This is a genomic window from Micromonospora sp. NPDC005161, assembly GCF_053599855.1.
In genome coordinates, this window is record NZ_JBSFYQ010000003.1 from 1 (window position 1) to 26,752 (window position 26,752).

Sequence of the window (26,752 nt, forward strand, 5' to 3'; positions counted from 1 at the left end):
CCGGGCAGGTCACAGAAACGAACGTCGACGAACTTCACGTCCTCGTTCTTGAGGTACCGCAGCAGTTCCTCGGAATTGGCGAACACACGTCCTCCCGGAAGGCGTAGCCCGACCTGGTCGGCGCACCCATGCCCCGACCGTACGACGACCCGCCGGACCGGCGTCGCCCATCCGCCCATCCGCCAGCGGATGAAGGCGCGTGCATGCGGCAGAGCACACCGGGTACGCCGCTGCGGCCCTACCGCCAGCGGGGCGTCCAAGTCTGACCGCTTCCAGCGCCGCCGAGGAGCACCGACATGAGTATCGCGGGGCAGGCACGACTCTCGCCGAGGGTCTCACTGGTGCTGCTCGCGTCGATTCTCGTGTCGTTCCTGGCCGCGTCGGCGGCCCCGACGCCGCTCTACGGGATCTACCAGGAGCGCTGGCACTTCTCGCCGGTCACGACCACCGTGGTGTTCGCCGTCTACGCGCTCGCGGTGCTGGCGTCGCTGCTCACCTTCGGCAAGTTGTCCGATCATGTCGGCCGTCGTCCGGTCCTGGCCGTCGCGATCGCGGTGCAGATGGTCTCGCTGGTCGTCTTCGTCTTCGCCAACGGCGTACCCGCGCTGCTGGCCGCCCGTCTCGTGCAGGGGCTCGCGGCCGGCGCCGCCACCGGCGCCATCGGTGCCGCCATGCTCGACATCGACCGCGCCCGTGGCACGCTCGCGAACTCGATCGCCCCGGGTATCGGGACCGGCAGCGGCGCCCTGCTCTCGGCGCTGCTCATCCAGTTCCTGCCCGCGCCGACGCGGCTGGTGTACATCGTCCTACTCGTCATCCTGCTGATCCAGGCCGTCGGGATCGCGCTGATGCCGGAGACGGTCACGAGGATGGCGGGAGCGCGACAAAGCCTGCGGCCGGACATCAAGCTGCCCCGCTCCGTACGCGAGCCGATCCTGGTCGTCGTTCCGGTGCTGTTCGCGGTCTGGGCCCTGGCCGGTTTCTTCGGGGCGCTCGGCCCGGCGCTGGTGCGCGCCCTCATGAACACGTCGATCGTGGTTGGCGGTCTGGTCCTCTTCGTCTTCGCCCTCTTCGGGTCGATCGCCGTCCTGTTGCTGCGGAACACCGCCGCGCGGACCGTGATCCTGATCGGGATCGCCGCGCTCATCCTGGGCATGGTCGTCACGTTGGTGGCGATCATGGCCGAGTCCGTCCCCGGATTCTTCGTCGGCCTCGCGCTCGGAGGGGTCGGCTTCGGCAGCGGTTTTCAGGGCAGCCTCAAGACGATCATGCCGCTGGTCGAGGCGCACGAACGCTCCAGCGTGCTGTCCCTGCTCTACCTCGTCTGCTACATCGGCTTCGGCCTCCCCACCGTGATCGCCGGCTTCCTCGTGGTCTACGCCGGCGGCGTCCCTCGGACCGCCGACGAGTACTCCATCGCCGTCATCCTCCTCGCCCTCGTCGCACTGCTCGGGGTGCGCAGGGCGACGAGGATGGCGCCCGGCTGATGCCGGGAACGGGCATCCGGGCGGGGCGCAGGCAGTAGCGTGGTGATCGAGCCGGCGTCGCCCGGCGGTGCGGTGGCTCGCGCTGGCGCCGCACTCATCCAGGGAGGCCGCGATGAGCCCGAGGGAATCCCAGAGCGACGCGAGTGGGACGTCCAGCGTCGAGAACCTCGACCTGAAGCTCGAGGTGATCGTCGTGCCGGTGTCGAATGTCGACCGGGCGAAGGAGTTCTACGGGCGCCTCGGGTGGCGGCTCGACCAGACACCGCCGGGCGTGGTCCAGTTCACCCCGCACGGCTCCGGGTGCTCCGTGCAGTTCGGCCCGGAGCTCACCTCGGCGGCGCCCGGTTCGGCCAAGGCGTACCTGATCGTGTCGGACGTCGAGGCGGCCCGCAGCGCCCTGGTCTCCGCCGGTGTCGAGGTGAGCGGCATCGTCCACGCCACCCCGGACGGCCCGGTCGACGGGCTGGATCCCGAGCGGCGCAGCTACTTCTCGCGTGCCACGTTCCGCGACCCGGACGGCAACACCTGGTTGATGCAGGAGATCACGACCAGGCTTCCCGGGCGTGTCGAGGGTGGCGTGACGTCGTTCGGCTCCGCGAGCGACCTGGCGAGCGCGCTCCGGCGCGCGGCCGCCGCCCATGGCGAGCACGAGAAGCGCACCGGCAAGGCGGACGAGAACTGGCCCGACTGGTACGCGTCGTACATGGCGAGCGAGCAGTCAGGGGCCAAGCTGCCCGAGTGAGCCATGACGCCGAGCCGGCCCGGTCAGCCGGTGCGGGTGACGCCCGTCACGAACGCTGGGTGTCACAGCATGTGATGGATCAGCGTCTTGTGGGCGACGCAGTCGGGATCGAAGCGACAGGAGCGACCCATGGCCAGCGCAATTCCGGACGCTGCAGGCGCCGCCACGAGGGAGGGTCGCCGCACGGACCCCGCCACCGACGCGTTCGTCACCCACCGCAACCTGCTCTTCACGGTCGCCTACGAGATGCTCGGCTCCGCCGCCGACGCCGAGGACGTCCTCCAGGAGACCTGGCTGCGGTGGGCGGACGTCGACCTCGACACCGTGCGGGACCAGCGCGCATACCTGGTCCGGATCGCCACCCGCCAGTCACTCAGCCGGCTGCGTACGCTCGGCCGCCGCAAGGAGTCCTACGTCGGCTCCTGGCTCCCCGAGCCCCTGCTGACCACGCCCGACGTCGCCGAGGACGTCGAGCTGGCCGAGAGCGTCTCGATGGCGATGCTGCTGGTGCTGGAGACGCTCGCTCCGACCGAGCGGGCGGTGTTCGTACTGCGCGAGGTGTTCGATCTGGCCTACGACGAGATCGCCGAAGCCGTCGACAAGAGCCCGGCCGCGGTCCGCCAGATCGCTCACCGGGCGCGCGCACACGTGGCCGCGCGCCGGCCCCGCGGGGTGGTTTCTCCGGCCGAGTCCAAAGGCGCGATCGAGGCGTTCCAGCGGGCGGTCGAGACCGGCGACGTGCAGGGCCTGCTCGACATCCTCGCGCCGGACGTCGTGCTCCTGGGTGACGGCGGCGGAGTCAGGCAGGCCGTGCTGCGGCCCATCGCCGGGGCTGGCAAGGTAGCGCGGCTGATGGCCTCCAAGCAGGTCAGGATCGCCGCCACGTCGCTGCACCCGGCCCAGGTCAACGGCTACCCCGCGCTGGTTCTCCGGCTCGACGGCGAGATCGACACGGTCATCGCGCTGCGCATCGACGACGGCCTCATCAGTGGGCTGTACGCCGTGCGCAACCCCGAGAAGCTGTCACACATGGAGCGTGCGACCGCCCTGCGTCGCTGAGCCGTCGCCGCGAAACGCGCACAGCGTCCCCATCCGCGACCGCGACGTCCGGGTGGTTACCGTTGCCGGCGTGCGAGCGGAGGCGGGCGAGACGATCGGGTTCTCGGTGCTCGGCTCGATCAGGGTCGTCCGCGCCGGCGCCGAGCTGCACCTGGGCGCGCGACAGCAGCGCCTCGTGCTCGCGTTGCTGCTGGCCCGGGCCGGTGCACCGGTCTCCCTGGCCGAACTGGTCGACCTGCTCTGGGACGAGGAGCCCCCGCCCAGCGCCGCGAACGTCGTGCACCGCCACGTCGGGTTGCTCCGACGGCTGCTCGAACCCGGCCTGCCGAACCGCTCTGCGGGCCGGCACATCCTCCGGGACCTGTTGGGCTATCGGCTGCGCGCCGACGAAGAGTCCCTTGACCTGCTGAAGTTCCGGTCGCTGAGCCGGCTGGCGGGCCGGAGCCTGCAGGACGGCGACCCGGAGTCGGCGCTGCGGCATTCCCTCGAAGGGCTGCGGCTGTGGCGCGGCCGGTGCGCGGCGGGCCTGGAGCCAGCCTCCCGCCGGCATCCCACGTTCCTCGCCGTGGAGGCCGAACGCGCCCAAGCGGTGCGCGAAGCCGCCGACGCCGCCGAGCGCTGCGGCCGGATGAGCGACGTACTCGCGCCGCTGCGGCAGGCTGCCGAGCAGCACCCGCTCGACGAGTCGTTGCAGAGCCGGTTGCTGCTGGCGCTCGCCGCCGACGGCCGCCAGGCGGAAGCCGTCGAGATGTACCGGGTAATTCGCCGCCGGCTCGCCGACGACCTGGGCATCGATCCGGGCGAGGAGCTGCGGGAGGCGTACGACCGGCTGCTGCACCAGCGCACCCGGCCGGCACGTGCCGATTTACCCCCGCCACTGCCCCGGCCTGCGCAGCTGCCCCCGGACCTGGCCTTCTTCGTCGGCCGGGACGACCTCCTCGCCGAGGCCCGCGCGGTGACCTCGCGCCCGGACGGGCCGGCGGTCCTCGCGATCGACGGCATGCCCGGGATCGGCAAGACCGCCCTCGCCGTCCACCTCGCCCACGAGTTCGTCGTCGGCTACCCGGACGGGCAGCTGTATGTCGACCTGCGCGGATACGACGGACGGGAGCCGGCGATGAGTCCGGCCGAGGCGCTGCGTGGCTTCCTCGGCTCGCTCGGGGTGCCTCAGGAGGGCATCCCCGCTGAGCTGCACGCCCAAGCCGGCATGTACCGCAGCAGCCTTGCCGGCCGACGCCTGCTGATCCTGCTCGACAACTGCCGGGACGTCGAGCAGATCCGGCACCTGCTGCCGGGCACCCCCGGCTGTCTGGTGATCGTCACCAGTCGCAGCCGGCTCAGCACCCTGCTGACCACGGCTGGCGCCCACCCGCTGCCGGTCGGCCTGCCGAGTGTCGACGAGGCACGCGCGGCGCTCCTGCGGCCGCTCGGCGTCGGCCCCGTCGCGGCGGACCGGGCCTCGATCGACGCCATCATCGCCAGCTGCGGGCGGCTGCCGCTCGCGCTGGCCGTGGTGGCCGCCCGCGCCGCGAGCCTGCCGCGGACACCACCGGGGCAGATCGCCGCCGAGCTGGCCCAGTCGCCCGGGAGCCTGGACGGCTTCGACGGCGACGACCCGCAGACCGGGCTGCGTGCCGTCTTCTCCTGGTCCTACCAGGCGCTCTCCGCCCCGGCCGCCCGGCTATTCCGGCTGCTGCCGATCCACCCCGGCCCCGACATCTCGATCGCCGCGGCGGCGGGCCTGGCCGGCGTCTCGCTGCGGACCGGTCGGGCGTTGATCGGTGAGCTGAGCCGCGCGCACCTGATCAGCGAGGACCGGTCGGGCCGCTACCGCACCCACGACCTGCTGCTGGCCTACGCCACGGAGCTCGGCGAGGAGCACGACAGCCCAGCCGAGCGCGCCGCCGCGGAGCTGCGCTGCGTGCAGTTCTACCGGGCTACCAGCTATCAGGCGGACCAGCGGCTGCTGACCTCCGAGTATCACCCGATGATCGAGCCGGGGGTGGGCGAGACACCGCTGCGCTTCGCCGGTGACGACGACGCCATGCGTTGGTTCGCCGCCGAGCGGCAGGTACTGATCGCGCTGGTCGATCGGGCCGCCCGGCAGGGCCGGCACACTGAGGCCTGGCAGCTCGCTCTGGGTATGCAGCACTTCTTCGACCGCAGCGGCCGGTGGGTCGACTGGACGACGACCGGCGAGGTGGCCCTCGACGCCGCCCGGGCCGGCGGCGACCTGGTCGGGCAGGCCCGGATGCACCGCAGCCTGGCCGGGGCGGCCTATTTCCGACACGAGCACGACACCGCGATCGGGCATCTCGACCGGGCTGTCGAGCTGCTCGCCCGGCTCGGCCTGCCCGGAGAGCTGACCCGGGCAAGGATCAACCGGGCGATGATCCTGGGCGCCCAGGGGCGACACGAGGAGGTCGTCCGGACGCTATCCGCGGCGCTGGGGCCGGCCCGCGCGGCTGGAGACGACAGGCTGCTCGCGGACGTCCTGGTGATCATGGCGGCGAGCAACGCCGAGCTGCGCCGGGCGGAAGAGGCCGTGCGCTGCGCCGAGCAGGCGATGGCGCTGTCGCGCGGAGCGCAGTACAGGCTGGGCGTCGCCGAGGCGTGGGAGGTGCTCGGCCGGGCCCATTTCGCTCGTCAGGAGCTCGACACGGCGGCCGGTTGCTGGCGCGAGGCGGCCGTCGCCTACCAGGAGGCCTCGGCGCCGGCGCCGGCCGCGGAGGTGTTGGCGCTGCTCGGCGACGCCCTCGCCGCCGCCGGCGAACAGGACACTGCGGTGCGGGCATGGCAGGAGGCACGGGCCCTGATCCCGTACGCGCAGACGCCCACCGGGCAGCGGCTGGCCGGCCTGCTCGCGGCGGTCACGTCGCGTCCGTGACCGACTGCGATCGGCGACGGCACTCGATTCACACTTCCACGTCAGTCCATTCGCATCGCTCGTCCCTAGGCTCGTGCCGCACTCGCCGTTGCTTCTGCCTCTGGGGGTGGACCGTGCTCCGGGCATCCGACGAATCACCGGCCGGCCGGGCCGAGCGCATGACCGCGCTGCACGCCGACCACGCCCGCGCCGTACTGCGTCTCCTGCTCGTGCTGACCCGCAACCAGCGGCAAACCGCCGAGGATCTGCTCCAGGACACCATGCTGCGGGCCTGGCGGCACCTCGACTCGGTGCCGGCCGAACCTGCCGCCGCTCGGCGGTGGCTCGTCACCGTCGCACGGCGGCTCGTCATCGACGGCGTCCGGCTGCGCACGGGCCGCCCTGCCGAGGTCCATCTCGTCGACATGACCTGGATTCCCGCTCGCGACGACACGACCGGCACTGCGCTCGCGTCGTACGCCATCCGGCGCGCGCTCCGCCGGCTGAGCCCGGCGCAGCGCAGTCTGCTCTCCGAGGTGTACCTCGTCGGGCGGTCACCGGAGGAGGTCGCGGGCCGGTTGGGAGTGCCGATCGGCACGGTGAAATCACGGACCCACTACGCGCTGCGGGCCCTGCGCACCGGTCTGGATGCGGCCTGAGCAGGGGCGATTCCACCGACGGGCGAGCCGGCCGCTGAGCGGAAGCTCACACTGCCGCAACACGTGCCCATCTCGCGGGGCGAGCCCTGCCATGCTCTGGCGATCGTGGCAACCAGCCCCCTACGGATCGCATCACCATGACCAGCCCACTCTCCTTCGCCGTTCTCGGCCCGGTGCGGGCCTGGCGTGGCCAGTCCGAAATTGACCTGGGCACCCGACAGCAGCGGCTGATCCTGGCGTTGCTGCTCGCCCGCGCCAGCGGGGCGGTCAGCGTTGCCGAGCTCGTCGACCTGCTCTGGGAATCCGACCCGCCACCCAGCGCGGTCAATGTGCTGCACCGGCACGTCGGGATGCTCCGGCGGTGCTTCGAGCCGGGCCTGCCGACCCGGGCAGCGGGCTCGGTGCTGATCCGTGACGGCGCCGAATACCGGCTACGGATCGACGGGGAGTCGCTCGACCTGCTGCGTTTCCGGCGCCTGGTCGCCCAGGCCGATGCCAGCTCCGGCGAGCCGGCCGTCGAGCTCTACCGGGAGGCACTGGCGCTGTGGCGCGACCGGTGCGCCTCGGGCCTGCAGGCCGACGGCCGGGCCCATCCGGAGTTCGTCGCTGTCGACGGCGAGCGGTTCGCCGCGGTCCGGGCGGCGACCGACGTCGCTCTGCGGGCCGGATGCGTCCACACGGTGCTGCCCGCGATCCGGCTCGCCGCCGAAGACGAGCCGCTGGACGAGGCGCTGCAGGCGCGCCTGCTGCTCGCACTCGCCGCGGACGGCCGGCGGGCCGAGGCTCTCGCGGCGTACGCCAACATCGAGCACCGGCTCGCCGACGAGCTCGGCATCCAGCCGGGCAGCGACCTGCGCGAAGCCCGGGACAGCCTGTTCGACCACGACGCGCCGGCCGACGGCTCCAGGTCGCGGCGCGGCGTCAGACCGGCCTTCATCCGGCCCGCAGCGCCGGCTGGCGGCGCGGAGGCCGAATCATGGCCGCCAGCCGAGCTGGAATTGTCGCGGTCGACCCGGGCCGAGCCGCCGGCGCAGTTGCCGGCCGACCATCCCTACTTCACTGGTCGTCGCGGCGTCGTGGCCGCCGCGAAGGAGTTGCTGGTCGGACAAGGGCGGACGACGGCGCTGGTCATCGACGGAATGCCCGGGGTCGGGAAGACGACCCTCGCCGTGCACCTGGCCCATCAGCTGGCCGCCCGCTACCCCGATGGGCAGTTGCACGCGGACCTGCGCGGTTTCGACGCCGGCGATTCGGTGATGACACCGGCGGAGGCGTTGCGCGGCTTCCTGTGGTCCCTCGGGGTCCCGCCGGCCGCCATCCCGGCCGAACTGCACGCCCAAGCCGGCCTGTACCGCAGCATCCTGGCCGAGCGCCGGATGCTGATCCTGCTCGACAACTGCCGCGACTGGGACCAGATCCGGCACCTGCTGCCCGGCACCGGCGGCAGCCTCGTCATCGCCACCAGCCGCCGCCGAATCACCGGTGTCGTCGGCCCGGCGGGCGCCCACCCGCTGCACCTCGACCTGCTGACCGATGCCGAGGCCCGCGAGCTGCTCACCCGCCGGCTCGGCGACGCGGCCGCCGCCGACCCGGACGCCGTCAACGAGATCATCGCGCGGTGCGGCCGCCTTCCGCTGGCCCTGGCGCTCGTCGCCACCCGCAGCGTCGGCCGGCCCGGGCTCAGCCTGCCCGCGGTCGCCGGTGAGCTGGCCGAGGCTGACGGCCGGCTGACCGGCTTCGGGGACGGGCACGCCGATCTGGAGTCGATCTTCTCCTGGTCCTACCGGGCACTGACTCCCGAGGCGGGCCGGCTCTTCCGGCTGCTGCCCTTGCACCCCGCCGGGGGACTGAGCACGGAAGCGGCCGCCGCCCTGGGCGGCCTGTCCGTGCGCGCCGCCCGCGGCCTGCTCGCCGAGCTGGGGGCGCAGCTGCTGGTCCAGGCCGCCGACGGTCGGTGGCGAATGCATGATCTGCTGCGCGCCTACGCCGTGGAGCTCGGGGAGGAGCACGACGACGCGGCCGAGCGGGACGCCGCCATCGACCGGGTCCACGACTACTACCAGCTCAGCGCGTACGCGGCGCATCTGCCTCTGCTGCCGCAGGTGCCGCTGCCGCAGCCGGAGCCGTCCGAGCACGGGGCCACCGGGCGTGGGTTCACCGACCGCGCGGACGCGATGGCCTGGTTCGCCGCCGAGCAGCGGGTGCTGACCGACATCGTCGCGCGGGCCAGGGAGCGCGGCCGGCCTCCCGGGACCTGGCGGATCGCGTTGGCCATGCAGAACTTCTTCCAGGACACCGCGCAGTTCAAGCAGTGGGCGGAAGTGGTCGGCGCGGGCCTCGCGACGGCTGGGGACGACCCCGCCGCTCAGGCCCTGCTACACCGCAGCCTCGCTGGCGCCTGCTACTTCCTGGCCGACCTGGACCATGGGCTGTCGCACCTTCAGCACGCCCGGATGCTCTTCGACCGGCTCGGCCGGCGTACCGAGCAGGGCCACGTGGAGAACAACATCGCCGAGATCCGGCTGGACCAGAGGCGCTACGACGAGGCGATCCGCCATGCCGAGGCCGCGCGGGCGCTCTTTCACACCGAGGGCAACGTGCGGGGCGCCACCAATGCCCTGCTGGTCATCGCGCGGGCACAGGGCTGGCTCGGCCGGCACGCCGAGGCGCTGGGCATGTTCGTCGAGGCGCGGCGGCAGTTCGAGGCCCTCGGCGATCTGCACGGGGTGGGCACCACCCAGGCCTGGCTGGCGCACACGTACTCGATGATCGACGACCTGCCGCATGCGATGGCGACCTGGCAGCAGGCGATCGCCACCTTCCGCGGCGCCCGGGCCCCCCACCACACCGCAGAGGTGCTGGTCGCCATCGGCGACTTCCACTCCGCCAACGGCGACCCGGCCCTGGCCGGGCAGGCGTGGAGCGAGGCCCTCGCCGAGCTCGACGGGACGGACTCGCCGTTGGCCCGGCGGATCCGCGACCGGCTGCTCTGGCACCGGTGACCCGGACGCGGCGCCGGTGGGCACCGCGTCCGGGTCCCACCTTCAGTACCGGTAGGCGCGGATCACGGTCTGCTTGACCGTGTTGCCGCCGGTGTCCGTCGCGGCGGAGCGCAGCGAGACGAAACCGGTGCCAGTCGGGTTGCGCACCCAGGCGACCGCCTTCTCGCCCGACCGCTGCACGGGCAGCTGCCGCCAGGTCTTGCCGTCGTCGAAGGACGCCTCGACGGTCAGGGTCCTGGTCCGGCCCTTCGCCGCCCCGACCTGACGGTCGAGCGAGACCGGGATCGCGAAGAGCCGACCGGCCGGTGCCCGGTTCTCGATGTCCAGCTCCGGGGTGTACCGGATCGCCGTCATCGGCAGCTTCACCAGATCGCCGTCGGCCACGTGGGCGGACTTGAAGGTCCACTCCGCGTCGACCAGGGTCGACAGGGTGAACGCCGGGTCGCTGTGGAACGTCGCGGTCAGCCGGTAGTCACCCGCCGCCGCAGGCACCTGCCATGCCTCGGGCACCTTGTTGATCGTTTCGGCGATCTTGACCCCGTTGCGATAGAGGTTCAGCTGTGCGCTGCCACCGACGACGTGCCGGAAACCCATGTGCCCGGCGCCGTCACCGTGCAGTGGCCCCGGTCCTTCCATGGTGTCGCCCCAGTAGCGGGTGGCGAACTGTTGGGCGAAATCCGGCTCCGGGAAGACCGGCCCGACCACCCCGTTGGCCCACTTGACCGTGTACGTGCGCCCAGGCCGGAAGCTGGTCCACGCCGACTGGTAACGCGTGTAGCCCGACTGGCCCGAGATCGACTGCCACACCGCCTGCTTGTCGTGGTTGTAGTACTCGGTGATGGTGTTCGGCACGTCGTAGGTGAAGCCCCGCGGGACCTGTCCGTCGCCTCCCCGGAAGAGCGGCGAGTTGCCGGGCGCGTGCGCGACCGCGAGCCGCCAGACCGGTACGTCGGCCACGTCCGCGCTGATCCGGGAGCGGACCGTGGCGAAGTCGCCCGCGCGCAGCTTGCGGGTCAGCCCGGTCATCATCTTCTCCGGCTCGTAGAAGTAGGCCCGGTAGACGTAAGGGCTGTTGTGGGTGGCGCCGTCCTGATCCAGTTGGCCCCACATCCCGTTGACATAGGAGACGAAACCGGGCGTCTTGCCGGCCCCGATCTGCGCGGTCCGCAGGTGGTCGAAGGGGAGGTTCATCAGCAGGCCGTACGCGTCATTGCTGCCGTAGATCTGCGGCTCCTCCGTCCGGATCGTCCAGCCGGACTCCTGGTGGACGGCGGTGGCCTTCGGATTCGGCACCGACACCGTGATCGGCTTGGCCAGGCGGGTGTCCACGGTGAGTGCCTGGTCCCTGGTCAGGTCGAGGACCGGGCGCACCAGCGACCTGATGTACGGGAGGTACGGGTCACCGGTCAACAGGTAGGTCTGGACGAGGTAGCGGCCCGGGCGGATCCGGTACGTGGTGACCGCGGGGTTGTCGAACACCAGAATGGACTTCTGGTCCAGGTCGGTCAGGGCGGTCACCCAGCCCTGATCGGGCGTGGGCGCACCGCCGTCTGGCCCGATGAGCTTGAGGGCCAGCTGGTGGCGGGTGATGTCGAGCGCGACCGGCGTCTGCACCTGCGCACTGCCGCCGGTGGCGGTCACCTCACCGCCGAAGTAGCGGTCGGGCAGGTCGGTGCCGGCCTGCACGTTGACGGTCACTGTGGCCGTGCCGCCGGCCGGGACCGTCACCGAGGAGGCGCTGAGGCTGAACAGGCCGGCCGGCGCCGGGCCGCCGTCGGCGTCCTTGGCGTCGAAACGAACAGCCAGGGTGAGGGCGGAGGAGCCGCTGTTCGCGTACGTGATCGTGTTCTGCTGCGCAGTGGTGGTCCGCTCAAACGCGACGCTGACCGGGCTCGCCGTGACGGTCTGCTGGATGGCCCGGCCGACGTTGAGGAAGCCGGCGCCCTGCTCGTAGACGCCGACGGCGGCGTTCGGCTGCGCGGCCGCCATCAGCGTGGACTTGATCCGCTCAGGCCCCCAGTCCGGGTGCTGCTGAGCCAGGATCGCCCCCGCGCCGGCCACGTGCGGAGTCGCCATTGAAGTGCCGTTGAGGCTGGTGTACTGCGGGTTCTCGTCAACCGGCTGCATGCCGGAGGTCGAACTGCGGGCGGCGACGATGCCGACGCCTGGCGCGGTGACGTCCGGCTTGATACCGGCGTCGGCCGCGCGCGGACCGCGGCTCGAGAACGAGGCCAGGTAGCCCGTCTTGGTCACGGCGCCCACGGTCAGTGCCTCGGCCACGCTGCCGGGCGAGTTCACCGTGGACTCGCCGGCCTCGCCGCTGTTGCCCGCGGCGACGACGAAGAGCACGCCGTAGCGGTGGGTGAGGTCGGCCAGGGCTGCCTCGATCGGGTCGGTCTCCGGGCTGTCCGGGCCGCCGAGGCTCATGTTGGCGACCTTGACGCCCTGCTGCGCCACCCAGGTCATGCCGGCCAGGATCGCCGACTCCGGGCAGCCCTCTTCGACGCAGACCTTGGCGCTGTAGAGGCTCGCGCCGGGCGCCATGCCCTTGTACCGGCCTTCGGAGGCGGCGGCGGTGCCGGCGATGGTCGAGGCGACGTGGGTGCCGTGGCCAATGCGGTCGAGGGTGTCCGGGTCGGCGGTGAAGTTCTCCGCGGCGACGACCCGGTCAGCCAGGTCGGGGTGGGTCTGGTCGACGCCGGTGTCGATCACGCCGACCTTCACCCCGGTGCCCGTCCAGCCGGCTTTCCAGGCCTCCGGCGCGCCGGTCAACGGGACGCTGACGTCCAGGGTGGGCTGGCGCAGCCCGTCGAGCCAGATCTTGTCGAACCCGGGCCGCAGTTGCCGGTTGGTGCCACTCGCGGCCGAGGTGAGGTTGTTCCAGAAGGCCACCGCGTCCGCGCGGCTCTCCGCGACGGCGCTCGCCCCGGGAAGCTCCCGGGTGGTCCGGGCGCCGGAGAGGCCGGCGGGGGTGGCGCTGCCGTGCTGGACGATGAGCGGCAGGGTTGCCCGGGTGTCGTCGTAGCCGAAGCGGACCAGCGTCGAGATGTCGAAGAGCCGCTCGTCGAGCTTGCCCCGGTTGAGCAGGCCGACGGCGTCGGCGGGGATGACCCGCACGTCCTCGCCGGCGCTGTGGGTGATGAATGGGATCCGTTCCCGTCCCTTGCCCGGAACGACGTCGACCGCCGTCTGGCCGTCCACGGTGCTGAGATGGACGGTGTCGCCGGTGAGCAGAGTGACCGTCCGGGGCTTGGACGCGACCGGGGGTGTGGCCGCCGGCTTCGCGGCCCGGGGCTGCGCCGATGCCGGCACACCACCCGGGGCCACCGCCGAGACGCCCAGCACCAGCAGTGCCAGCGCCGATAACTTGCGAACTGAACGCATCATTCTCCCTGGATGAACTCGAGAGGTATCCAGGTGTTCCGGACGTGACCGGTGGGTGAAAGTTCACTCCGAGTGACTTGAGTCACTTTCACTGAATTCTGCCGGGCCCGCACGTCCGGATCCTCATCGGTCATGGGATCGCCAGGCGACGGCGTCGGCGGTCACCGGGCTCGGTTGACCTCCTGGCCGAGCACGGCGGCGCGTCGCACGGCGCCCTCGGCGTCCGTCCGGTCGTCGCGGTTCACGCGGATCGTCAGCTCGCGGACCGGGGGCGCGGCGTGGTCGGTGGTGCGGTAGGCGGTGAAGGCGTAGGTGCCGAGTAGGCCACCCAGTGCCACCGCCTCCACGGCCTCGGCGGTGCCGGTCGGCAGCGCCAGCGCGATCGTTCCGGCGCCAACCAACGCCCGGGCGGCCACCCCCGCGGCTCGGCGCAGAGCCTCGACGTCGTACTCCTCGTTGTTGTTGGCGGCGTCGCCGAGGCCGACCGCGAGGACCAGCCCAGCCTGGATGCCGGCGGGTGCGGGGAGCCTGGCCGCTTCGCCCTCGGCACCGGTTGCACCCAGGGCGTTGAAGAGCTCGTCCAGTGTGCCGTCGAACGCCTCGGCCACCGCCGCCGCGCCGGGCGCCAGCACCGGGCCCCGGGGGCCCTTGGCGGTGCCGATCACGACGCAGTCCGCGGGCAGCAGTGCCAGGGGGATCGTGCTTGTCGATAGTGCCGTCACTGTCGTACGTCCTGTTCTCTGCGGAAGGCGACGGTCAGGTTCTCGGCGCGGCCAGCGCCGCCGGGGCCTCTTCCGGGGGCCGGCGTCGGCGGCGTTGGCTTTCCGCGGCGAACCAGGCCGACCCCGACGAGCACGACCACCATTCCGATGACGATCCGAAGGCTGAGACCCTCGTCGAGCACGATGGCCCCCAGCGCTACCGAGACCACCGGCAGTAGGTAGCCGACCGTCGCGGCGTTGGTGGCCCCCTCGGCGGAGATGATCCGGTAGGTGAGGTGGAAGGTGATCCCGGTGGCGACGACGCCCAGGATCACGACGGCGACCAGGGTCTTCGGGTCGATCTCGATCAAGGTCAGGCCGCCGGCCGGCAGGGTCAGCGCGGTCAGGCCGGTCGCCGCGACGAGCTGCGCCGCGGACAGCGAGATGGTGGGGATGCCCCTGCCGACAAGGTTGCGGCCCATGTAGGTGAAGCCGACGGCGTAACTAGCCGCCGCGACGACGATGGCAAGGGCACCCCACCCGACCGGCCCGGTCGTCTGCCACGGCCCGAAGATCAGCACAACTCCGGCGAACCCGAGCAGGAGTCCGCCCAGCCGGAGCGGCCGGAGCCCGCGCTCCGAGCCGATCACGATGCCGATCAGCACCGACCACAGCGGGGTCGTCGCGTTCAGTACCCCGGCGACCCCGGAGTCGATGGTCTGCTGGCCGATGCTGAACATGGCGAACGGCAGGGCGTTGCAAAAGAGGGCCGCCACGACGATGTGACCCCAGACCGCCCCACTCCGAGGAAGCCGTCGACCCGAGCCGAGGCACACCACCAGCAGAGCGGCCGATCCGAGTACGCAACGACTGAGGGTGACCTGGACCGGAGTCAGGGCGTCCAGGGCCAGCTCGATCCAGAGGAAGGTGGAGCCCCACAACAGGGCGAGCACCCCCACCCGCATCCACGCCCACGTCCTGCCCACAGCACCGTTCACCCGGACCTCCTCGATTCGTCCCCACGAACAGTGCCGTGCCCGACTCGAAAGGAAAAGCAAAGAGTTCTGCATGAGCGTTAAGCTCTGCTACATGATTGATGTGCGACGCATGCAGGTGCTGCGGGCGGTGGTCACCAGCGGGTCGGTGACCGCGGCGGCGGCGCACCTCGGCTACACCCCCTCCGCCGTCAGCCAGCAGGTGGCGGCGCTGGAAAAGGAGGCCGGCATCGCGCTGCTCGAACGAATCGGCCGAGGTGTGCAACCCACGGCGGCGGGCAGACTGCTCACCAGGCACGCCGCCATCATCAGCCAGCACGTCGCCGAGGCCGAGACCGCGCTGGCCGACCTGCGCGCCGGCCGTACCGGCCGGCTGACGATCCGCTACTTCGCGTCGATCGGCCCGAGCCTGCTGGCGCCCGCCCTCGCCAGACTCCGGCGTGAGCACCCCGGCGTGACGATCGATGCCAAGGTGACCGATCCCGATGATCCGCTGCCGAACGTCGAGCAGGGCAGTGCCGACCTTGCCATCGTGGTACGCCGACCGAGCGACGACAGCCACCAGGGCATCCGCGTGGTGCATCTGCTCGACGACGCGTACCAGGCCGTGCTGCCCACCGGGCACCCGCTCGCTGCGCAACGGGTGATCGACCTGGCGGACCTCGCGGGCGAGCCTTGGGTCGGCAGCGAACCCCCCGGTCCCTGCCTGGAGCCCATCATCGACGCCTGCGCCGCGGCGGGCTTCAGCCCGAACATCGTGGCGACGTCGGAGGACTACGCCACGGCTCAGGGCTTCGTCGCGGCCGGCCTCGGCATCAGCCTCATCCCCCGACTGGGGCTGGGCACCCGCCATCGTGGCGTCACCATCCGCCGGGTCCGTCGCCCGGAGCCGATCAGGACGATCTACGCCGCGGTCCGGCAGGCCTCGCTGACGCAGCCCGCACTGGGCGCACTGATCGACGCACTCAGAGACGCCACGAAGGAGTGAAACGCCTCGGCGGGAGGTCGGCGTGAGCACCTCCGACCTCCCGCCGAGAAGCACCCTGTCCTCAGCTCACCGCCTGCCTCACGAGGGCGCCGATCCTCGCCTCGTCGTCGGCCGTCAGCTCGGTCAGCGCGAAGTAGCACGACCACATGCTGCCCTCGTCGAGGTTCGCCTGGTCACTGAAGCCGAGCGTCGCGTACCGCGTCTTGAACTTCGCCGCGCTCTGGAAGAAGCAGACCACCTTGCCGTCGCGGGCGTACGCGGGCATCCCGTACCAGAGCTTCGACGTGAGGACGGGCGCGTTGGCCTTGATCACGGCGTGCAGCCGCTCGGCGATCACGCGGTCCGACTCCGACATCTCGGCGATCTTCGCGAGTACGTCCTTCTCCGGGTCGGCCTTGGCACCCCGCCGGGCGCCCGTCTTCAGCTCCTTGGCGCGCTCCTTCATCGCGCCGCGCTCCTCGTCGGTGAAACCGCCGTGCTGCTCGTGGTCGGTGGTGGTGGTCTTCGTGGTGGTCGACATGACAACTCCCTCGGTGAGTGTGGCTTCGGGTGGTACGGGTCGGTGCGGTACTGCCGGTTCGATCAGGAACAGGTCACCATGTGCCCGCCTGCTGGCGGGTCGGCGCGTTGAGCCGGTTGAAGGCGTTGGTCATCGCGATGTTGAGCAGCAGTGCGGCCAACTCCTTCTGGTCGAAGTGCTTGGCGGTCAGGTCCCAGAGCTGGTCCGGCACCGGGTCCGGTCGGTCGGCGAGCCGGGTCACGGCCTCGGTCAGCGCCAGCGCGACCCGCTCCTCGTCGCTGAACCAGGGCGTCTCCCGCCACGCGGCGACGGCGTGCACCTGGTCCGCGGTCGCACCGTGCTGGCGGGCCTGGTGGGCGCCCCCGGCCACACACGGGCCGCAGCCGTTGATCTGGCTGGCCCGCAGGTGGCTCAGCGCCAGCAGCCTGCCGTCCAGCCCGCCGCCCGCGACGGCCCGGTTGACGGCCATCAGGGCCTCCATCGCGTCGGGGAGCAGAACCGCCGGGTTCGGCATGCGCTCGGTCGACATGGCTTCTCCTTCGTCTTCGCCGTCGGTGTCTCTGACGGGAGTCATCCGACCATCGGCGTGCCGGGGCATGCGCGGTCCGTGGGACACCGTGGGACACGGAGACACCTCTCCAGCAGCGCAAACGCAGCGCCGATCCGCTTGCGCGGGCCGGGACGGTACGGTGTTGCGGGTGTCCAGCCCTCAGGAGCGACTGGTCGCTCAGCTGGCCCGGATCAAGGAGCTGAGCGGGCTCAGCCTGCGCGCCCTCGCCCGCGAGTCCGGTCTGAGCAGCTCGTCGCTGTCCCGGTACCTGACCGGTCGGCTGGTGCCGCCGTGGGACGCCGTCGTGGCGCTGTGCCGGGCCGTGGGGCGTGACCCCCGGCCACTGCGCGCGGTGTGGGCCGAGGCGGCTCAGGCCGGCCCCGCACCCGCCCCACGCCGCAACGACCTGCCGGCCGACCTGTTCGACTTCACCGGTCGGGAGGCGGAGTCCGGGCTGGTCGAAGAGCTGCTGCGTACCGCTGGCGCGGTTGCCATCGACGGCATGGCGGGCGTGGGCAAGACCAGCCTGGCCGTGCACGTGGCCCATCGGCTGGCCCCTTCGTATCCGGACGGCGGGCTCTACCTCGACCTGCACGGCTTCACCCCGGGCCAGGAGCCGCTGGATCCGCAGGTCGCGCTGGGCCGGCTGCTGAGCGCGTTGGACGTCACGCACCCTCCGGCCGGCGCCGCCGAACGCGCGGCGCTCTGGCGGTCGGAGTTGTCCCGCCGGCGGGCGCTCGTCGTGCTCGACAACGCGGTCGACGCGGACCAGGTGCGCCCACTGCTGCCCGGCGCGGGCAAGTCGACGGTCCTGGTTACCAGCCGGCACCGGCTGGTAACTCTGGACGGGGTGCCGCCGCTGTCCCTGGAGCCACTGGCCGACGGCGACGCGGCGACCCTGTTCGGCCGGGCGGCCGGGCTCACGCTGCCCGAGGAGGAGGCGGTCGGCCAGGTGCTGCGGCAGTGCGGCGGGCTTCCGCTGGCACTACGGATGGCGGGCGCACGGCTCCGTCACCGTCCAGGCTGGACGGTCGCGGTGCTGGCCGAGCGGCTGCGCGATACGGCCAGCCGTTTCGATGCCGTGTTCGGCATGTCGCTCCAGCAGCTCGACGCGGTCCAGCGGCGCGTGTTCCGGCTACTGGGCCTGCTGCCGGGCGCCGACTTCGACGCGGCGGTGGCGGGCGCGCTCGCCGACCTGCCGCCCGACCGGCTCGACGTGGTTCTGGAGGAGCTGGTCGACGCCCACCTGATCCAGGAAATCTCGCCCGGACGGTACCGGACGCACGACCTGATCCGGCAGTACGCGGCGGACCTCGCCGCCGACGAGGAGCCGCAGGCCGAAGCAGCCCTGCGCCGGGTCCTGACGCACTATCTGGCGCAGGCGGTCGCCCACGATCGGACGCTGCCCTCGCCGTACCGCAGCGAACCCGCGCCGGGCGATCCGGCGAAGGCCATGGCCTGGTTCGACCTCGAGTACGTCAACCTGATCGCCTGCTTCGACGCCGCCGTGCGCCTCGGCATGGACGAGGTGGTTGCCGAACTGCCGCAGGCCATGCGGGTCTGGTTCTTCCGGCACCGCGGCACCGACGACCAGGCACGCCTGCTGGAAGCTGCCGCCGAGGCAGCGGCACGTCTGGGCCGCGACCAGCAGCGCGCTTCGCTGCTGGCGGACCTCGGCTACGCCCGTGCCGCCGCCGGACGTCTCACCGAGGCGCTCTCCGCCTACGAGCTGGCGGAGCGGTCCGGGCCCGACGACGACGACCTGGCAGCCGGTCTGGCGCTGCGCATCGGCCTGGTCCGCCGGGATCTCGGCGATTTCGAAGGGGCGCAACCGCACTTCCGGCGGGCGCGCGAGCTGTTCGAGAAGATCGGGCGCCGCGCCGGGCAGTCCCAGGCGCTGGCCTTCGACGGCTGGGTGACACTGCACCTCGGGCGGCACGGCGAAGCCGTCGAACTCGCCCGGGCATCCGTCGCCCTGGCCGACGGGCCCGCCCAGATCACCGGGCTGGTCACCCTCGGCGTCGCACTGGCGTCGAGCGACCCGGCAGAGTCACTGCGGGCGCTGCACGACGCGTTGCGGCTCTCCGAGCAAAACAACCTCCAACACAACCAGGCGTGGTGCCACAACTATCTCGGCGTGGCGCTGCGGGTCATGGGTTCACCCGAGGAGGCTCTCGAACATCACCGGCGCGCCTTCGAGCTGCTGGAACCGCTCGCCGAGGTGCAGATGGAGATCGACTTCCTGCACACCTACGCCGAGACGTGCCGTGTGGCGGGTCGCCGTGACGAGGCGCTGGCGCTGCTCGACCGGACCATCGAACTCGCGCGTGAGCTGCGCCGGCCGCACGACGAGCAACTTGCCCGGGCGGCGCGGGAAGCCGTACGCGCCGGCCGCTGATGGGCTACGCCGCATCCGGCGACGGCGCGGATCGCGCAGCGGCAATGGTCCGTCCACGTTCGGATCCGGGAAAGCGGTCGAGCATGGCCCGTACCTCGTCGGCAGTGACGTTGGCGCCGAACAACTCGCTGCCCGGTTCGAGCCGTACGCCCTCGGCGAGGGGACCGGCGACGACCGGATCGAAGCCGAGCGCGTCGACAAGGGACGCGACCACCGCGAGATCGGCGGAGTCGTCGCCAGCGATCGCGATGGCCTTGCGGCCGGCTGCTTCGGCGGACCGCGCCTCGTCCTCAAGATCGTGGTAACCCATGTGGTTGAAGGCCTTGACGACCCGGGAGCCGGACAGGAACTCCTGGACGGTCTCGCTCGACGAGGTGCGCGGGTTGGTTAGGTCGTCGCGGATGCCGTCGATCTCCCACCAGTAGTTCATGGCGTCGACGACGAGCTTGCCGCGCAGTGCCTCGGCGGGGACGCTGCGGTACTTGCCCAGCGGAAGGGCGAGGATCACGATGTCAGCGCCGGCCGCGGCGTCGGCCGCGGTGGTGGCGACCGCTCCGGGCGTGAGCACCTCGACGGTGAGGGCGATCTTCTCCCGGTCGCCGGAGCCGGCGACGAGCACCCGGTAGCCGGCGGCGAGGGCGAGCCGGGCGAGCACGGTGCCCACCTTGCCGGCGCCGAGGACGGCGAGGGTCAGTGGCCTGTTCCGGCCGTTGCCGTTCATGTCTTCCTTCCGGGGAGCCGATGCGGGTGGTGGGACGGGTCAGCTGGCCAGGATGTCGCGGACCAGGGGGATCACCTTGCTGCCGTACAGCTCCACGGCGCGCATCCGGGCACTGACCGGCTGCGCTCCCGCCGTGTAGATGAGGTCGAAGCGGCCGACACCGACGCTGCGGATCGCCCCAGCGATGCGGCGGGCCACGGTCTCCGGTGAGCCGATGTAGAGGGAACCGTGCTCCACCTCGGCGTCGAACTCCTGGCGACGGATCGGCGGCCAGCCCCGCAGCCTGCCGATCCGGTCCCGCATGATCCGGTAGTGCGGCCAGTACAGCTCCTTCGCCTCCTCGTCGGTGTCGGCGATGAAGCCGGGGGAGTGCATCCCGACCGGGTGCGCGGTCGTGCCGAGCTGCTCGGCGGCCCGCCGGTAGAGGTCGATGTAGGGCGCGAAGCGGTCGGGAGCCCCGCCGATGATGGCGAGCATGAGCGGGAGGCCGTACCGGGCGGTACGCACGACCGACTGCGGCGATCCACCGACGCCCACCCAGGTGGTGAGGCGCCCCGACTCTGTCTTGGGAAAGACGTCCGCGTTCTCCAGCGGAGCCCGCATCGTGCCGCTCCAGGTGACCGGCTGCTCGTCCAGCAGCTTCACGAACAGTTCGATCTTCTCCTCGAACAGCACGTCGTAGTCGCGCAGGTCGTAGCCGAACAGGGGGAACGACTCGGTGAACGAGCCACGGCCGAGGATGACCTCGGCCCGGCCGTGCGACAGCGCGTCGACCGTCGCGAAGCGCTGGAACACCCGGACCGGGTCGTCCGAACTCAGCACGGTCACGCCGGAGGCGAGCCGGATCCGCGACGTGCGGGTGGCGATACCGGCCAGCACGGTCTCCGGCGTCGAGACCGAATATTCGGGCCGGTGGTGCTCGCCGAGGGCGATGACGTCGACGCCGAGTTGGTCGGCCAGCACCGCCTCGTCGACGACCTGTCGGATGGCCGCCGCGTGAGAGATCGGCTTGCCTGAGTCGTCCTGCGGTACGTCGCCGAAGGTGTCGAGGCCGAACTCGAGGTCAGACATGGGTGGGCTCCTTCGCCAGCAGCTCCCGGACCCGCGGCGCGACCTCGCTGCCCAGCAGCTCGATGGTGCGCGCGCGTGCCTCGCGGGGCAGGTGCATGATGTCGTATTTGAGGTCGAAGCGGCTCAGCCGCAGATCGCGGGCCACCGTGGCGATCTTGCGCGCGACGGTCTCCGGCGACCCGACGAACAGCGCTCCGTGGTCGATTTCGGCCTCGTAGCGCGCGCGGTCCGGCTTGTAGAAGCCGCGCTCCTCGGCGAGCGCCGCCACGACCGGCTGCCAGTACCGCCACCACGTCTCCACCGCCTCCTCGTCGGTGTCCGCGACGAGGCCGAGCGAGTGTTGCCCGATCGGCCGCACAGTATGCCCGGCCTGTTTGAGCGCCCGGAGGTAGAGGTCGACGTGGCCGGCGAACCGCTGGGGACGCCCGCCGATGATCGCGAGCATGAGCGGAAGCCCGTAGCGGGCGGCGCGGACCACCGAATTCGGGCTCCCGCCGACGCCGATCCAGGTCGGGATGCCGCCTGCCCGCATCCGCGGATGCAGCCGCTGTGCGGTCAGCGGGCTGCGCACGGTGCCGGACCAGGTGACGGGTTCGTCGCGCTGGAGCCGTACGAAGAGGTCGAGCTTCTCCTCGAACAACCGCTCGTAGTCCGCCAGGTCGTAGCCGAACAGGGGAAACGACTCGGTCGCTGACGCGCGCCCGAGAACAAGCTGGGCCCTGCCGTTGGACACCGCGTCGAGGGTGGAGAACTCGTGGTAGAGCCGCACTGGGTCGTTCGTGCTGAGCACCGTGACCGAGGTGCCGAGGCGGATCCGATGCGTCGCCGTGGCGATTGCCGCGAGCAGCACGGGGGTGGCTGAGTCGTTGTGTCCCTCCCGGTAGTGCTCACCCAGGCTGAACACGTCGAGCCCGACCGACTCCGCGAGCCGCGCCTCGTCGACGAGCAGCCGCACGGTCTCGGCGTCGCTCAGGACCCGGTCGCCATCGGTGGCCACCTCCCCGAACGAGTTGAGGCCCAGTTCGAAGCCTTCAGCCGTCATGTCTCCTCCTCAGGCGGTCCCGCCGACACCCCGGAAAGGGGCCTTAGCGGTTGACACGTCAATGATGCTAACGTGCCGATTGACGCGTCAACCAAGGAGAATCGGATGACAAGGGCCACACCCGAGCGGCGGAGAGGACGCCAACTGCCGACCGCGGAGGAACTACGGGTCTGGCGGGATTTCATCGAGACGACCGGAGAACTCAAGGCGCAGCTCGCGTCCCGCCTCCAGATCGAGTCCGCGCTCTCGCCGGCGGACTACGCCGTGCTGCTCGCCCTGAGCGAGGCGCAGGACCGTCAGATGCGCTCGTCCGAACTCGCGACACACATCGGTTGGGAGCGGAGCCGACTCTCCCACCACCTCGGGCGCATGGAGCGGCGCGGACTCATCCGCCGCCAGGCGTGCCCCACCGTCCCCCGAGGGGCGGAGGTGCTGCTCACGCCGGCCGGCGCCGAGGCGTTCCAGGGGTCCACCGTTCCGCACCTGCGCGCCATTCGCGAGCTCTTCGTCGACGCTCTCACGCCGGAGCAACTCGTCGCGGCGGGCGAGATCGCGGAGGCGCTTCGCGCGAATCTCGACCCGCGCGACGAGGAATGAGTCGGCGTCCGCGAAAGCTCGCCGGCCCACGCCGGTAGCTGGCCCCGCGTGCGAGCGCACGCCCGGTGCGGATCAGGTGAAGCTGGCACCGCCGTCGACGAGCAGTGACTGGCCGTTGACGTAGGCGCCGTCGTCGGAGAAGAGGAACGCCACCATGGCGGCGAGGTCCTCCGGCCGACCCAGCCGCGGCGAACGTACCGTCGCGAGCATCTGCGCGCGGAACTCCTCGGTGGTGGACTCGAGCGCGGCGCCGGTGAGAACCACGCCCGGCGACAGAAGGTTGGTACGGACGCCGTGCTTGCCGCCGAGGCTCGCGGTGTGCCGGGTGAGGCCGATCAGTCCGCTCTTGGCCGCCTGGTAGGCGACGCGTTCGGGCTCGCCCAGCCACACCGCGCTCGACATGGTGTTGACGATCGAGCCGCCGCCGTTCCTCATCATGATCGGCAGGGCGTGCCGGATGCCGTACATGTAGCCGGTGAGGGTGACGTCGATGGTGTGCTGCCAGACGTCGACCGGTACCGAGGTGACGTCGGTGTCCCGGCCGAGGTTTCGTGGCGACAGATCCGCGGCCACGTTGAACAGGCCGTGCAGGCTACCGAACCGGTCGACGGTGAAGGTGATGACGTCCCGGTAGGACTCCTCGTTCGTGATGTCGAAGCCTCGCGCCACGGCTGTTCCGCCGGCGGCGGTGATGTCGTCGACCACGGTCTGGGCGGCGGCCTGGTTCAGATCCGCCGCGACGACCAGCATGCCTTCCTCGGCGAGGCGGATCGCCGTCGCGCCGCCGATATTGCCCGGCGCCGCACCGGCGACGAGGGCGACCTTGTCCTTGAGCCCACGCATCGCGCAGTTTCCTTCCACTCTTTCCGGGGGGTGGCGTTGATCGGTCCGGCCGAGCCCTACGCGGCGCGCAGGGGAGCGAGGGCCTGGCTCCAGGCCACGACCTGGTCGAGGGTGGCGTTCAGCGCGTCCCGCTGGAAGTCGTTGGGCTTGAAGACGCTGAAGTTCTCGAAGTCGGTGAAGAGCGAGAGCGCCACCTGGGACCGCACGTCGGCCAGCTGCAACTCAGCGGAGATCAGCCGCAGGTGCTCCACCGCCCGCGCGCCGCCCACCGAGCCGTAGCTGACGAACCCGACGGCCTTGTTGTTCCACTCGCTGTAGAGGAAGTCGATCGCGTTCTTCAGCGCGCCGGACGTCGAGTGGTTGTACTCCGGCGTCACCATCACGAAGCCGTCGAACGACGCGATCTTTCGGGCCCACTCCAGCGTGTGCGGTTGCTGGTACTGGCCCATCGCCGGCGGGTACACCTCGTCGAGGTGCGGCAGCTTGTAGTCGAGCAGGTCCACGAGCTCGTACTCGACGTCCGTGCGCTGCCTGGCGACGTCGTACACCCACTGCCCGACGGCCGCGCCGTTTCGTCCCGGCCGGGTGCTGCCGATGATGATGCCAATCCTGGTCATGTGCGGTTCCTCCTCGTGCGGGGCACCCGAGCGGTGTCCTTGCTTGGCGAAGCAACCATACGGCAAAAGCTTGCTTCGTCAAGCAAGTACGGTGCGTGGCATGGTCACCATCACATCGAACCCGACAAGGGGCTCGGACCAGGTCCAACCGCTCAATCCGGATGAAGAGGCCGCCATTCGGGTCCTCAATCGGATCATGTACGCCCTGCCTCGCGCCATCGACGCCGATCTGGTCCGCGAGCAGCGGCTTCCCTCATTGACTACCTGGCCCTGATGCACCTCTCCGAGGCGTCCCACCGGCGGCTGCGGATGAGCGACCCCGCCGCCGCCTGCGAAATGTCGCTCAGTGGCATGAGTCGCGTCGTGCACCGGTTGGAGAGCCAGGGCCTCCTTCAGCGGGCCAGATGCGAAGAGGACGGGCGCGGCTGGAATGCCGTCCTCACTGACGCCGGCCTCACCCGCCTGCAACAGGCCTGGCCCCTGCTTAACGTGGCCACCTGATTCCCCGTCGAGGATGGGGAGGGCCAGGAACGTGGTCAGCGCCACCGGGGCCAGGCGTGCGGCGGCGCCAGCACCATAACCAGGTGCTGGCGCCGCCGCGACAGTCAGCTCTTGGCTTGCCGCTTGGCCATCTGCGGCTCGGCGCCCTTGCCGACCTTGCGTAGCGCCTGCCGGAGCTGGTCCTCGGTCATCTTCGAGTTGCCCTCGATGCCCGCATTGTGGGCCTGTTGGCGCAGGTCGTGGAGCTTGTCGCGGTCCGCCATGTCGCTCTCCCCTCAACCACGGCACAGGTGCGCCCCGCACCTGTTTGACCGCTGGCTTCCCGGGCGCAACCGACGCAAACCGCGCCCGCCGCCCCCGTCCGGACCGTTGACGAGGGCGCGGGATCACGATTCGCGTCGACGCGTGACCTCGTTTGTCGACATGGAGCCTGGGAACTCGACTGCTCCAACGGCGAGAGGAAGGTCGGACGGTGAACGACAACGAGTTCCTCACCCTGGTGGCGACGCGATCCGGGATGTCGTCGGAGCAGGCGACCGCCGTCACGCAGGCCACGTTGACCACCCTGGGCGAACGGATCGATGGCGGGGAGGCGCGCGACCTGGCCGGCCAGCTTCCCGCAGGGCTGCGGGCGTACGCCTTCGGCGGCAGCGAGACCGCGGAACGGTTCGGCCTCGACGTCTTCGTCGACCGGGTCAGCGGCCGCGCGGACGTCGACATGGACGCGGCGAAGGATGGCGTGACGGCGGTCTTCGACGTCCTCCGGGACGCCCTCGATCCCACCGGTTACGAACAGGTGGTCACCCAGCTGCCGGCGGAGTACGGAGACGTCGCCGACCAGACCGCGCCGTTCGTCCGCCGGCAGGCCTGACGGTCGCGGCCAGCGGGATCGTGCACGGCCGACTGTCACGGGAGCGATCAGCGGCGCCGCAATGACGGGTCGAGCAGGGCGGGCGGGGTGTCGAACTTCTCGTGCGCGGCAAGGTCGACGCCGGGCGGGACGATCGCGTCGATCGCGTCGAGCACGTCAGCGGTGAGCACGGTGTCCGCCGCGGCGAGCTGAGAGCGCAGGTGGTCCATGGTGCGGGGGCCGATGATCGCGCTGGTGACGGCGGGGTGCGCGGTGACGAACCCGAGTGCGAGCTGGATCATCGTCAGGCCGGCCTCATCGGCGACCGTGGCCAACCGCTCGACGGCGTCGAGCTTGGCGCGGTTGGCAGGGATGGTGGTGTCGAAACGCTGCGGCATGAACGCGGAGCGGTTGGTGGCGATCTCCTGACCCTCGCGGATCGCGCCCGACAGCCAGCCGGAGGCGAGCGGGCTCCACGCCAGCACGCCGAGCCCGTACTGCTCGGTCACGGGCAGGACGTGGGTCTCGATTCCGCGCTGCAGGATCGAGTAGCCGGGCTGTTCGGTGACGTACCGGCTGAGGTGGTTCTCCCGGGCGGCCCACTCGGCCTGCACAATGCGGTACGCGGGAAAGGTCGAGGAGCCGAAGTAGCGGATCTTTCCGGCACGCTGGAGGTCGGTCAAGGCCGAGAGCGTCTCCTCGTCGCTGGTCCTCGGGTCCCACCGGTGGATCTGGTAGAGATCGACGTGGTCGACGCCCAGACGGCGCAGGCTGTTGTCCAACTCGGTGACCAACCAGCGGCGCGAGCTGCCCTGCCGGTTGCGCTCGTCGCCCATGGGCATGCCCGCCTTCGTGGCCAGCACGATGTCGTCGCGGCGACCGGCGACGGCCTTGCCGACCATCTCCTCCGACTCGCCCTGGCCATACATGTCGGCGGTGTCGATCAGGTTGATCCCGGCTTCGAGGGCGGCGTCGACGATGGCGGTGGCCTCGCCCTGGGGCGTCTGGCCGATCCTGCCGAAGTTCATCGCTCCGAGAGCGAGAGAACTGACCTGCACACCGGTACGGCCCAAGGTGCGGTACTGCATGACGTGTTCCTCCACTGGTTGTCGGTCCTCTGCTCTGGCATCATGAGCAAACGGAACCTCGTTCCGCTAGA

At 71.2% G+C, this 26,752-nt stretch carries 25 protein-coding genes; 12 read left to right on the forward strand and 13 right to left on the reverse strand.

What is annotated here, in order from left to right:
• The coding region (locus tag ACWD5O_RS03820; protein ID WP_450084489.1) for a hypothetical protein at window positions 1–260 on the reverse strand (260 nt) is incomplete at its 3' end.
• A gap of 36 nt (window positions 261–296) precedes the next feature.
• On the opposite strand from ACWD5O_RS03820, the gene ACWD5O_RS03825 reads away from it, so the two are divergent.
• The 6 genes from ACWD5O_RS03825 (at window position 297) to ACWD5O_RS03850 (ending at window position 9,815) form a co-directional block, all read left to right on the forward strand.
• Window positions 297–1,487 carry an MFS transporter gene (locus ACWD5O_RS03825; protein WP_450084490.1) on the forward strand — a complete coding sequence of 397 codons (1,191 nt, stop codon included), beginning with the start codon at window positions 297–299 and terminating at the stop codon, window positions 1,485–1,487.
• Window positions 1,488–1,599: 112 nt separating this feature from the next.
• A complete protein-coding gene (locus ACWD5O_RS03830) occupies window positions 1,600–2,229 on the forward strand; it encodes a VOC family protein (RefSeq protein ID WP_450084491.1) in 630 nt (209 codons plus the stop codon).
• A 129-nt stretch (window positions 2,230–2,358) separates the two neighbouring features.
• The gene (locus ACWD5O_RS03835) at window positions 2,359–3,288 is read left to right on the forward strand and encodes an RNA polymerase sigma-70 factor (protein ID WP_354966122.1); all 930 of its coding nucleotides are present in this window, start codon (window positions 2,359–2,361) and stop codon (window positions 3,286–3,288) included.
• A 70-nt stretch (window positions 3,289–3,358) separates the two neighbouring features.
• The gene (locus ACWD5O_RS03840) at window positions 3,359–6,175 is read left to right on the forward strand and encodes a BTAD domain-containing putative transcriptional regulator (protein ID WP_450084492.1); all 2,817 of its coding nucleotides are present in this window, start codon (window positions 3,359–3,361) and stop codon (window positions 6,173–6,175) included.
• A 113-nt stretch (window positions 6,176–6,288) separates the two neighbouring features.
• On the forward strand, window positions 6,289–6,813 hold the full coding sequence (locus tag ACWD5O_RS03845) for a sigma-70 family RNA polymerase sigma factor (RefSeq protein ID WP_354966120.1): 525 nt from the start codon (window positions 6,289–6,291) through the stop codon (window positions 6,811–6,813).
• Between the two features lie 137 nt (window positions 6,814–6,950).
• Window positions 6,951–9,815, forward strand: coding sequence for an AfsR/SARP family transcriptional regulator (locus ACWD5O_RS03850; RefSeq protein ID WP_450084493.1), 2,865 nt, complete (start codon window positions 6,951–6,953; stop codon window positions 9,813–9,815).
• 42 nt (window positions 9,816–9,857) lie between these two features.
• Here ACWD5O_RS03850 and ACWD5O_RS03855 read toward each other — a convergent pair whose 3' ends face one another.
• The 3 genes from ACWD5O_RS03855 to ACWD5O_RS03865 all read right to left on the reverse strand — a co-directional run bounded on the left by ACWD5O_RS03855 (window position 9,858) and on the right by ACWD5O_RS03865 (window position 14,898).
• A complete protein-coding gene (locus ACWD5O_RS03855) occupies window positions 9,858–13,199 on the reverse strand; it encodes a S8 family peptidase (protein WP_450084494.1) in 3,342 nt (1,113 codons plus the stop codon).
• Between the two features lie 161 nt (window positions 13,200–13,360).
• Window positions 13,361–13,921, reverse strand: coding sequence for a M17 family peptidase N-terminal domain-containing protein (locus tag ACWD5O_RS03860; RefSeq protein ID WP_450084495.1), 561 nt, complete (start codon window positions 13,919–13,921; stop codon window positions 13,361–13,363).
• Window positions 13,918–14,898, reverse strand: a complete 981-nt coding sequence (locus ACWD5O_RS03865) for a DMT family transporter (RefSeq protein WP_450084496.1) — start codon at window positions 14,896–14,898, stop codon at window positions 13,918–13,920. Before ACWD5O_RS03865 ends, ACWD5O_RS03860 begins: the two co-directional genes overlap by 4 nt.
• A gap of 91 nt (window positions 14,899–14,989) precedes the next feature.
• Here ACWD5O_RS03865 and ACWD5O_RS03870 point away from each other — a divergent pair, with 91 nt between their 5' ends.
• Window positions 14,990–15,883 carry a LysR family transcriptional regulator gene (locus tag ACWD5O_RS03870; protein ID WP_450084497.1) on the forward strand — a complete coding sequence of 298 codons (894 nt, stop codon included), beginning with the start codon at window positions 14,990–14,992 and terminating at the stop codon, window positions 15,881–15,883.
• Between the two features lie 61 nt (window positions 15,884–15,944).
• Here the strand turns inward: ACWD5O_RS03870 and ACWD5O_RS03875 are convergent, their stop codons facing one another.
• Window positions 15,945–16,403, reverse strand: a complete 459-nt coding sequence (locus ACWD5O_RS03875; RefSeq protein ID WP_450084498.1) for an iron chaperone — start codon at window positions 16,401–16,403, stop codon at window positions 15,945–15,947.
• 73 nt (window positions 16,404–16,476) lie between these two features.
• On the reverse strand, window positions 16,477–16,932 hold the full coding sequence (locus ACWD5O_RS03880; RefSeq protein WP_450084499.1) for a carboxymuconolactone decarboxylase family protein: 456 nt from the start codon (window positions 16,930–16,932) through the stop codon (window positions 16,477–16,479).
• 169 nt (window positions 16,933–17,101) lie between these two features.
• On the opposite strand from ACWD5O_RS03880, the gene ACWD5O_RS03885 reads away from it, so the two are divergent.
• A complete protein-coding gene (locus ACWD5O_RS03885; protein WP_450084500.1) occupies window positions 17,102–19,351 on the forward strand; it encodes an ATP-binding protein in 2,250 nt (749 codons plus the stop codon).
• A 4-nt stretch (window positions 19,352–19,355) separates the two neighbouring features.
• Here the strand turns inward: ACWD5O_RS03885 and ACWD5O_RS03890 are convergent, their stop codons facing one another.
• The 3 genes from ACWD5O_RS03890 to ACWD5O_RS03900 are packed head-to-tail and all read right to left on the reverse strand — an operon-like array spanning window position 19,356 to window position 22,185.
• Entirely contained in the window at window positions 19,356–20,072 is a 717-nt protein-coding gene (locus ACWD5O_RS03890; protein WP_450084501.1) for an NADPH-dependent F420 reductase, read from the reverse strand.
• Window positions 20,073–20,111: 39 nt separating this feature from the next.
• Window positions 20,112–21,143: an LLM class flavin-dependent oxidoreductase gene (locus ACWD5O_RS03895; RefSeq protein ID WP_450084502.1), complete on the reverse strand. Its 1,032-nt coding sequence runs from the start codon at window positions 21,141–21,143 to the stop codon at window positions 20,112–20,114.
• On the reverse strand, window positions 21,136–22,185 hold the full coding sequence (locus ACWD5O_RS03900) for an LLM class flavin-dependent oxidoreductase (protein WP_450084503.1): 1,050 nt from the start codon (window positions 22,183–22,185) through the stop codon (window positions 21,136–21,138). Before ACWD5O_RS03900 ends, ACWD5O_RS03895 begins: the two co-directional genes overlap by 8 nt.
• Window positions 22,186–22,290: 105 nt before the next feature.
• Here ACWD5O_RS03900 and ACWD5O_RS03905 point away from each other — a divergent pair, with 105 nt between their 5' ends.
• Window positions 22,291–22,782 carry a MarR family winged helix-turn-helix transcriptional regulator gene (locus ACWD5O_RS03905; RefSeq protein WP_354966108.1) on the forward strand — a complete coding sequence of 164 codons (492 nt, stop codon included), beginning with the start codon at window positions 22,291–22,293 and terminating at the stop codon, window positions 22,780–22,782.
• 72 nt (window positions 22,783–22,854) lie between these two features.
• On the opposite strand, the gene ACWD5O_RS03910 is transcribed toward ACWD5O_RS03905, so the two are convergent.
• Window positions 22,855–23,625, reverse strand: a complete 771-nt coding sequence (locus tag ACWD5O_RS03910; RefSeq protein WP_450084504.1) for an SDR family NAD(P)-dependent oxidoreductase — start codon at window positions 23,623–23,625, stop codon at window positions 22,855–22,857.
• 56 nt (window positions 23,626–23,681) lie between these two features.
• Complete coding sequence (locus ACWD5O_RS03915; protein ID WP_354966106.1) at window positions 23,682–24,242, reverse strand: NADPH-dependent FMN reductase; 561 nt, start codon at window positions 24,240–24,242, stop codon at window positions 23,682–23,684.
• Window positions 24,243–24,342: 100 nt separating this feature from the next.
• Between ACWD5O_RS03915 and ACWD5O_RS03920 the strand changes: the two genes are divergently transcribed.
• Together ACWD5O_RS03920 and ACWD5O_RS03925 are read left to right on the forward strand one after the other, a co-directional pair.
• The gene (locus ACWD5O_RS03920; RefSeq protein WP_450084505.1) at window positions 24,343–24,516 is read left to right on the forward strand and encodes a hypothetical protein; all 174 of its coding nucleotides are present in this window, start codon (window positions 24,343–24,345) and stop codon (window positions 24,514–24,516) included.
• Complete coding sequence (locus tag ACWD5O_RS03925; RefSeq protein WP_450084506.1) at window positions 24,516–24,743, forward strand: MarR family winged helix-turn-helix transcriptional regulator; 228 nt, start codon at window positions 24,516–24,518, stop codon at window positions 24,741–24,743. The genes ACWD5O_RS03920 and ACWD5O_RS03925 overlap by 1 nt, the downstream gene beginning before the upstream one ends.
• Before the next feature lie 104 nt (window positions 24,744–24,847).
• Here ACWD5O_RS03925 and ACWD5O_RS03930 read toward each other — a convergent pair whose 3' ends face one another.
• On the reverse strand, window positions 24,848–25,006 hold the full coding sequence (locus ACWD5O_RS03930) for a hypothetical protein (RefSeq protein WP_450084507.1): 159 nt from the start codon (window positions 25,004–25,006) through the stop codon (window positions 24,848–24,850).
• Window positions 25,007–25,215: 209 nt separating this feature from the next.
• Between ACWD5O_RS03930 and ACWD5O_RS03935 the strand changes: the two genes are divergently transcribed.
• A complete protein-coding gene (locus ACWD5O_RS03935) occupies window positions 25,216–25,614 on the forward strand; it encodes a DUF2267 domain-containing protein (RefSeq protein ID WP_450084508.1) in 399 nt (132 codons plus the stop codon).
• A gap of 47 nt (window positions 25,615–25,661) precedes the next feature.
• Here ACWD5O_RS03935 and ACWD5O_RS03940 read toward each other — a convergent pair whose 3' ends face one another.
• Window positions 25,662–26,681, reverse strand: coding sequence for an aldo/keto reductase (locus ACWD5O_RS03940; protein ID WP_450084509.1), 1,020 nt, complete (start codon window positions 26,679–26,681; stop codon window positions 25,662–25,664).
• Between the last annotated feature and the right edge of the window lie 71 nt (window positions 26,682–26,752).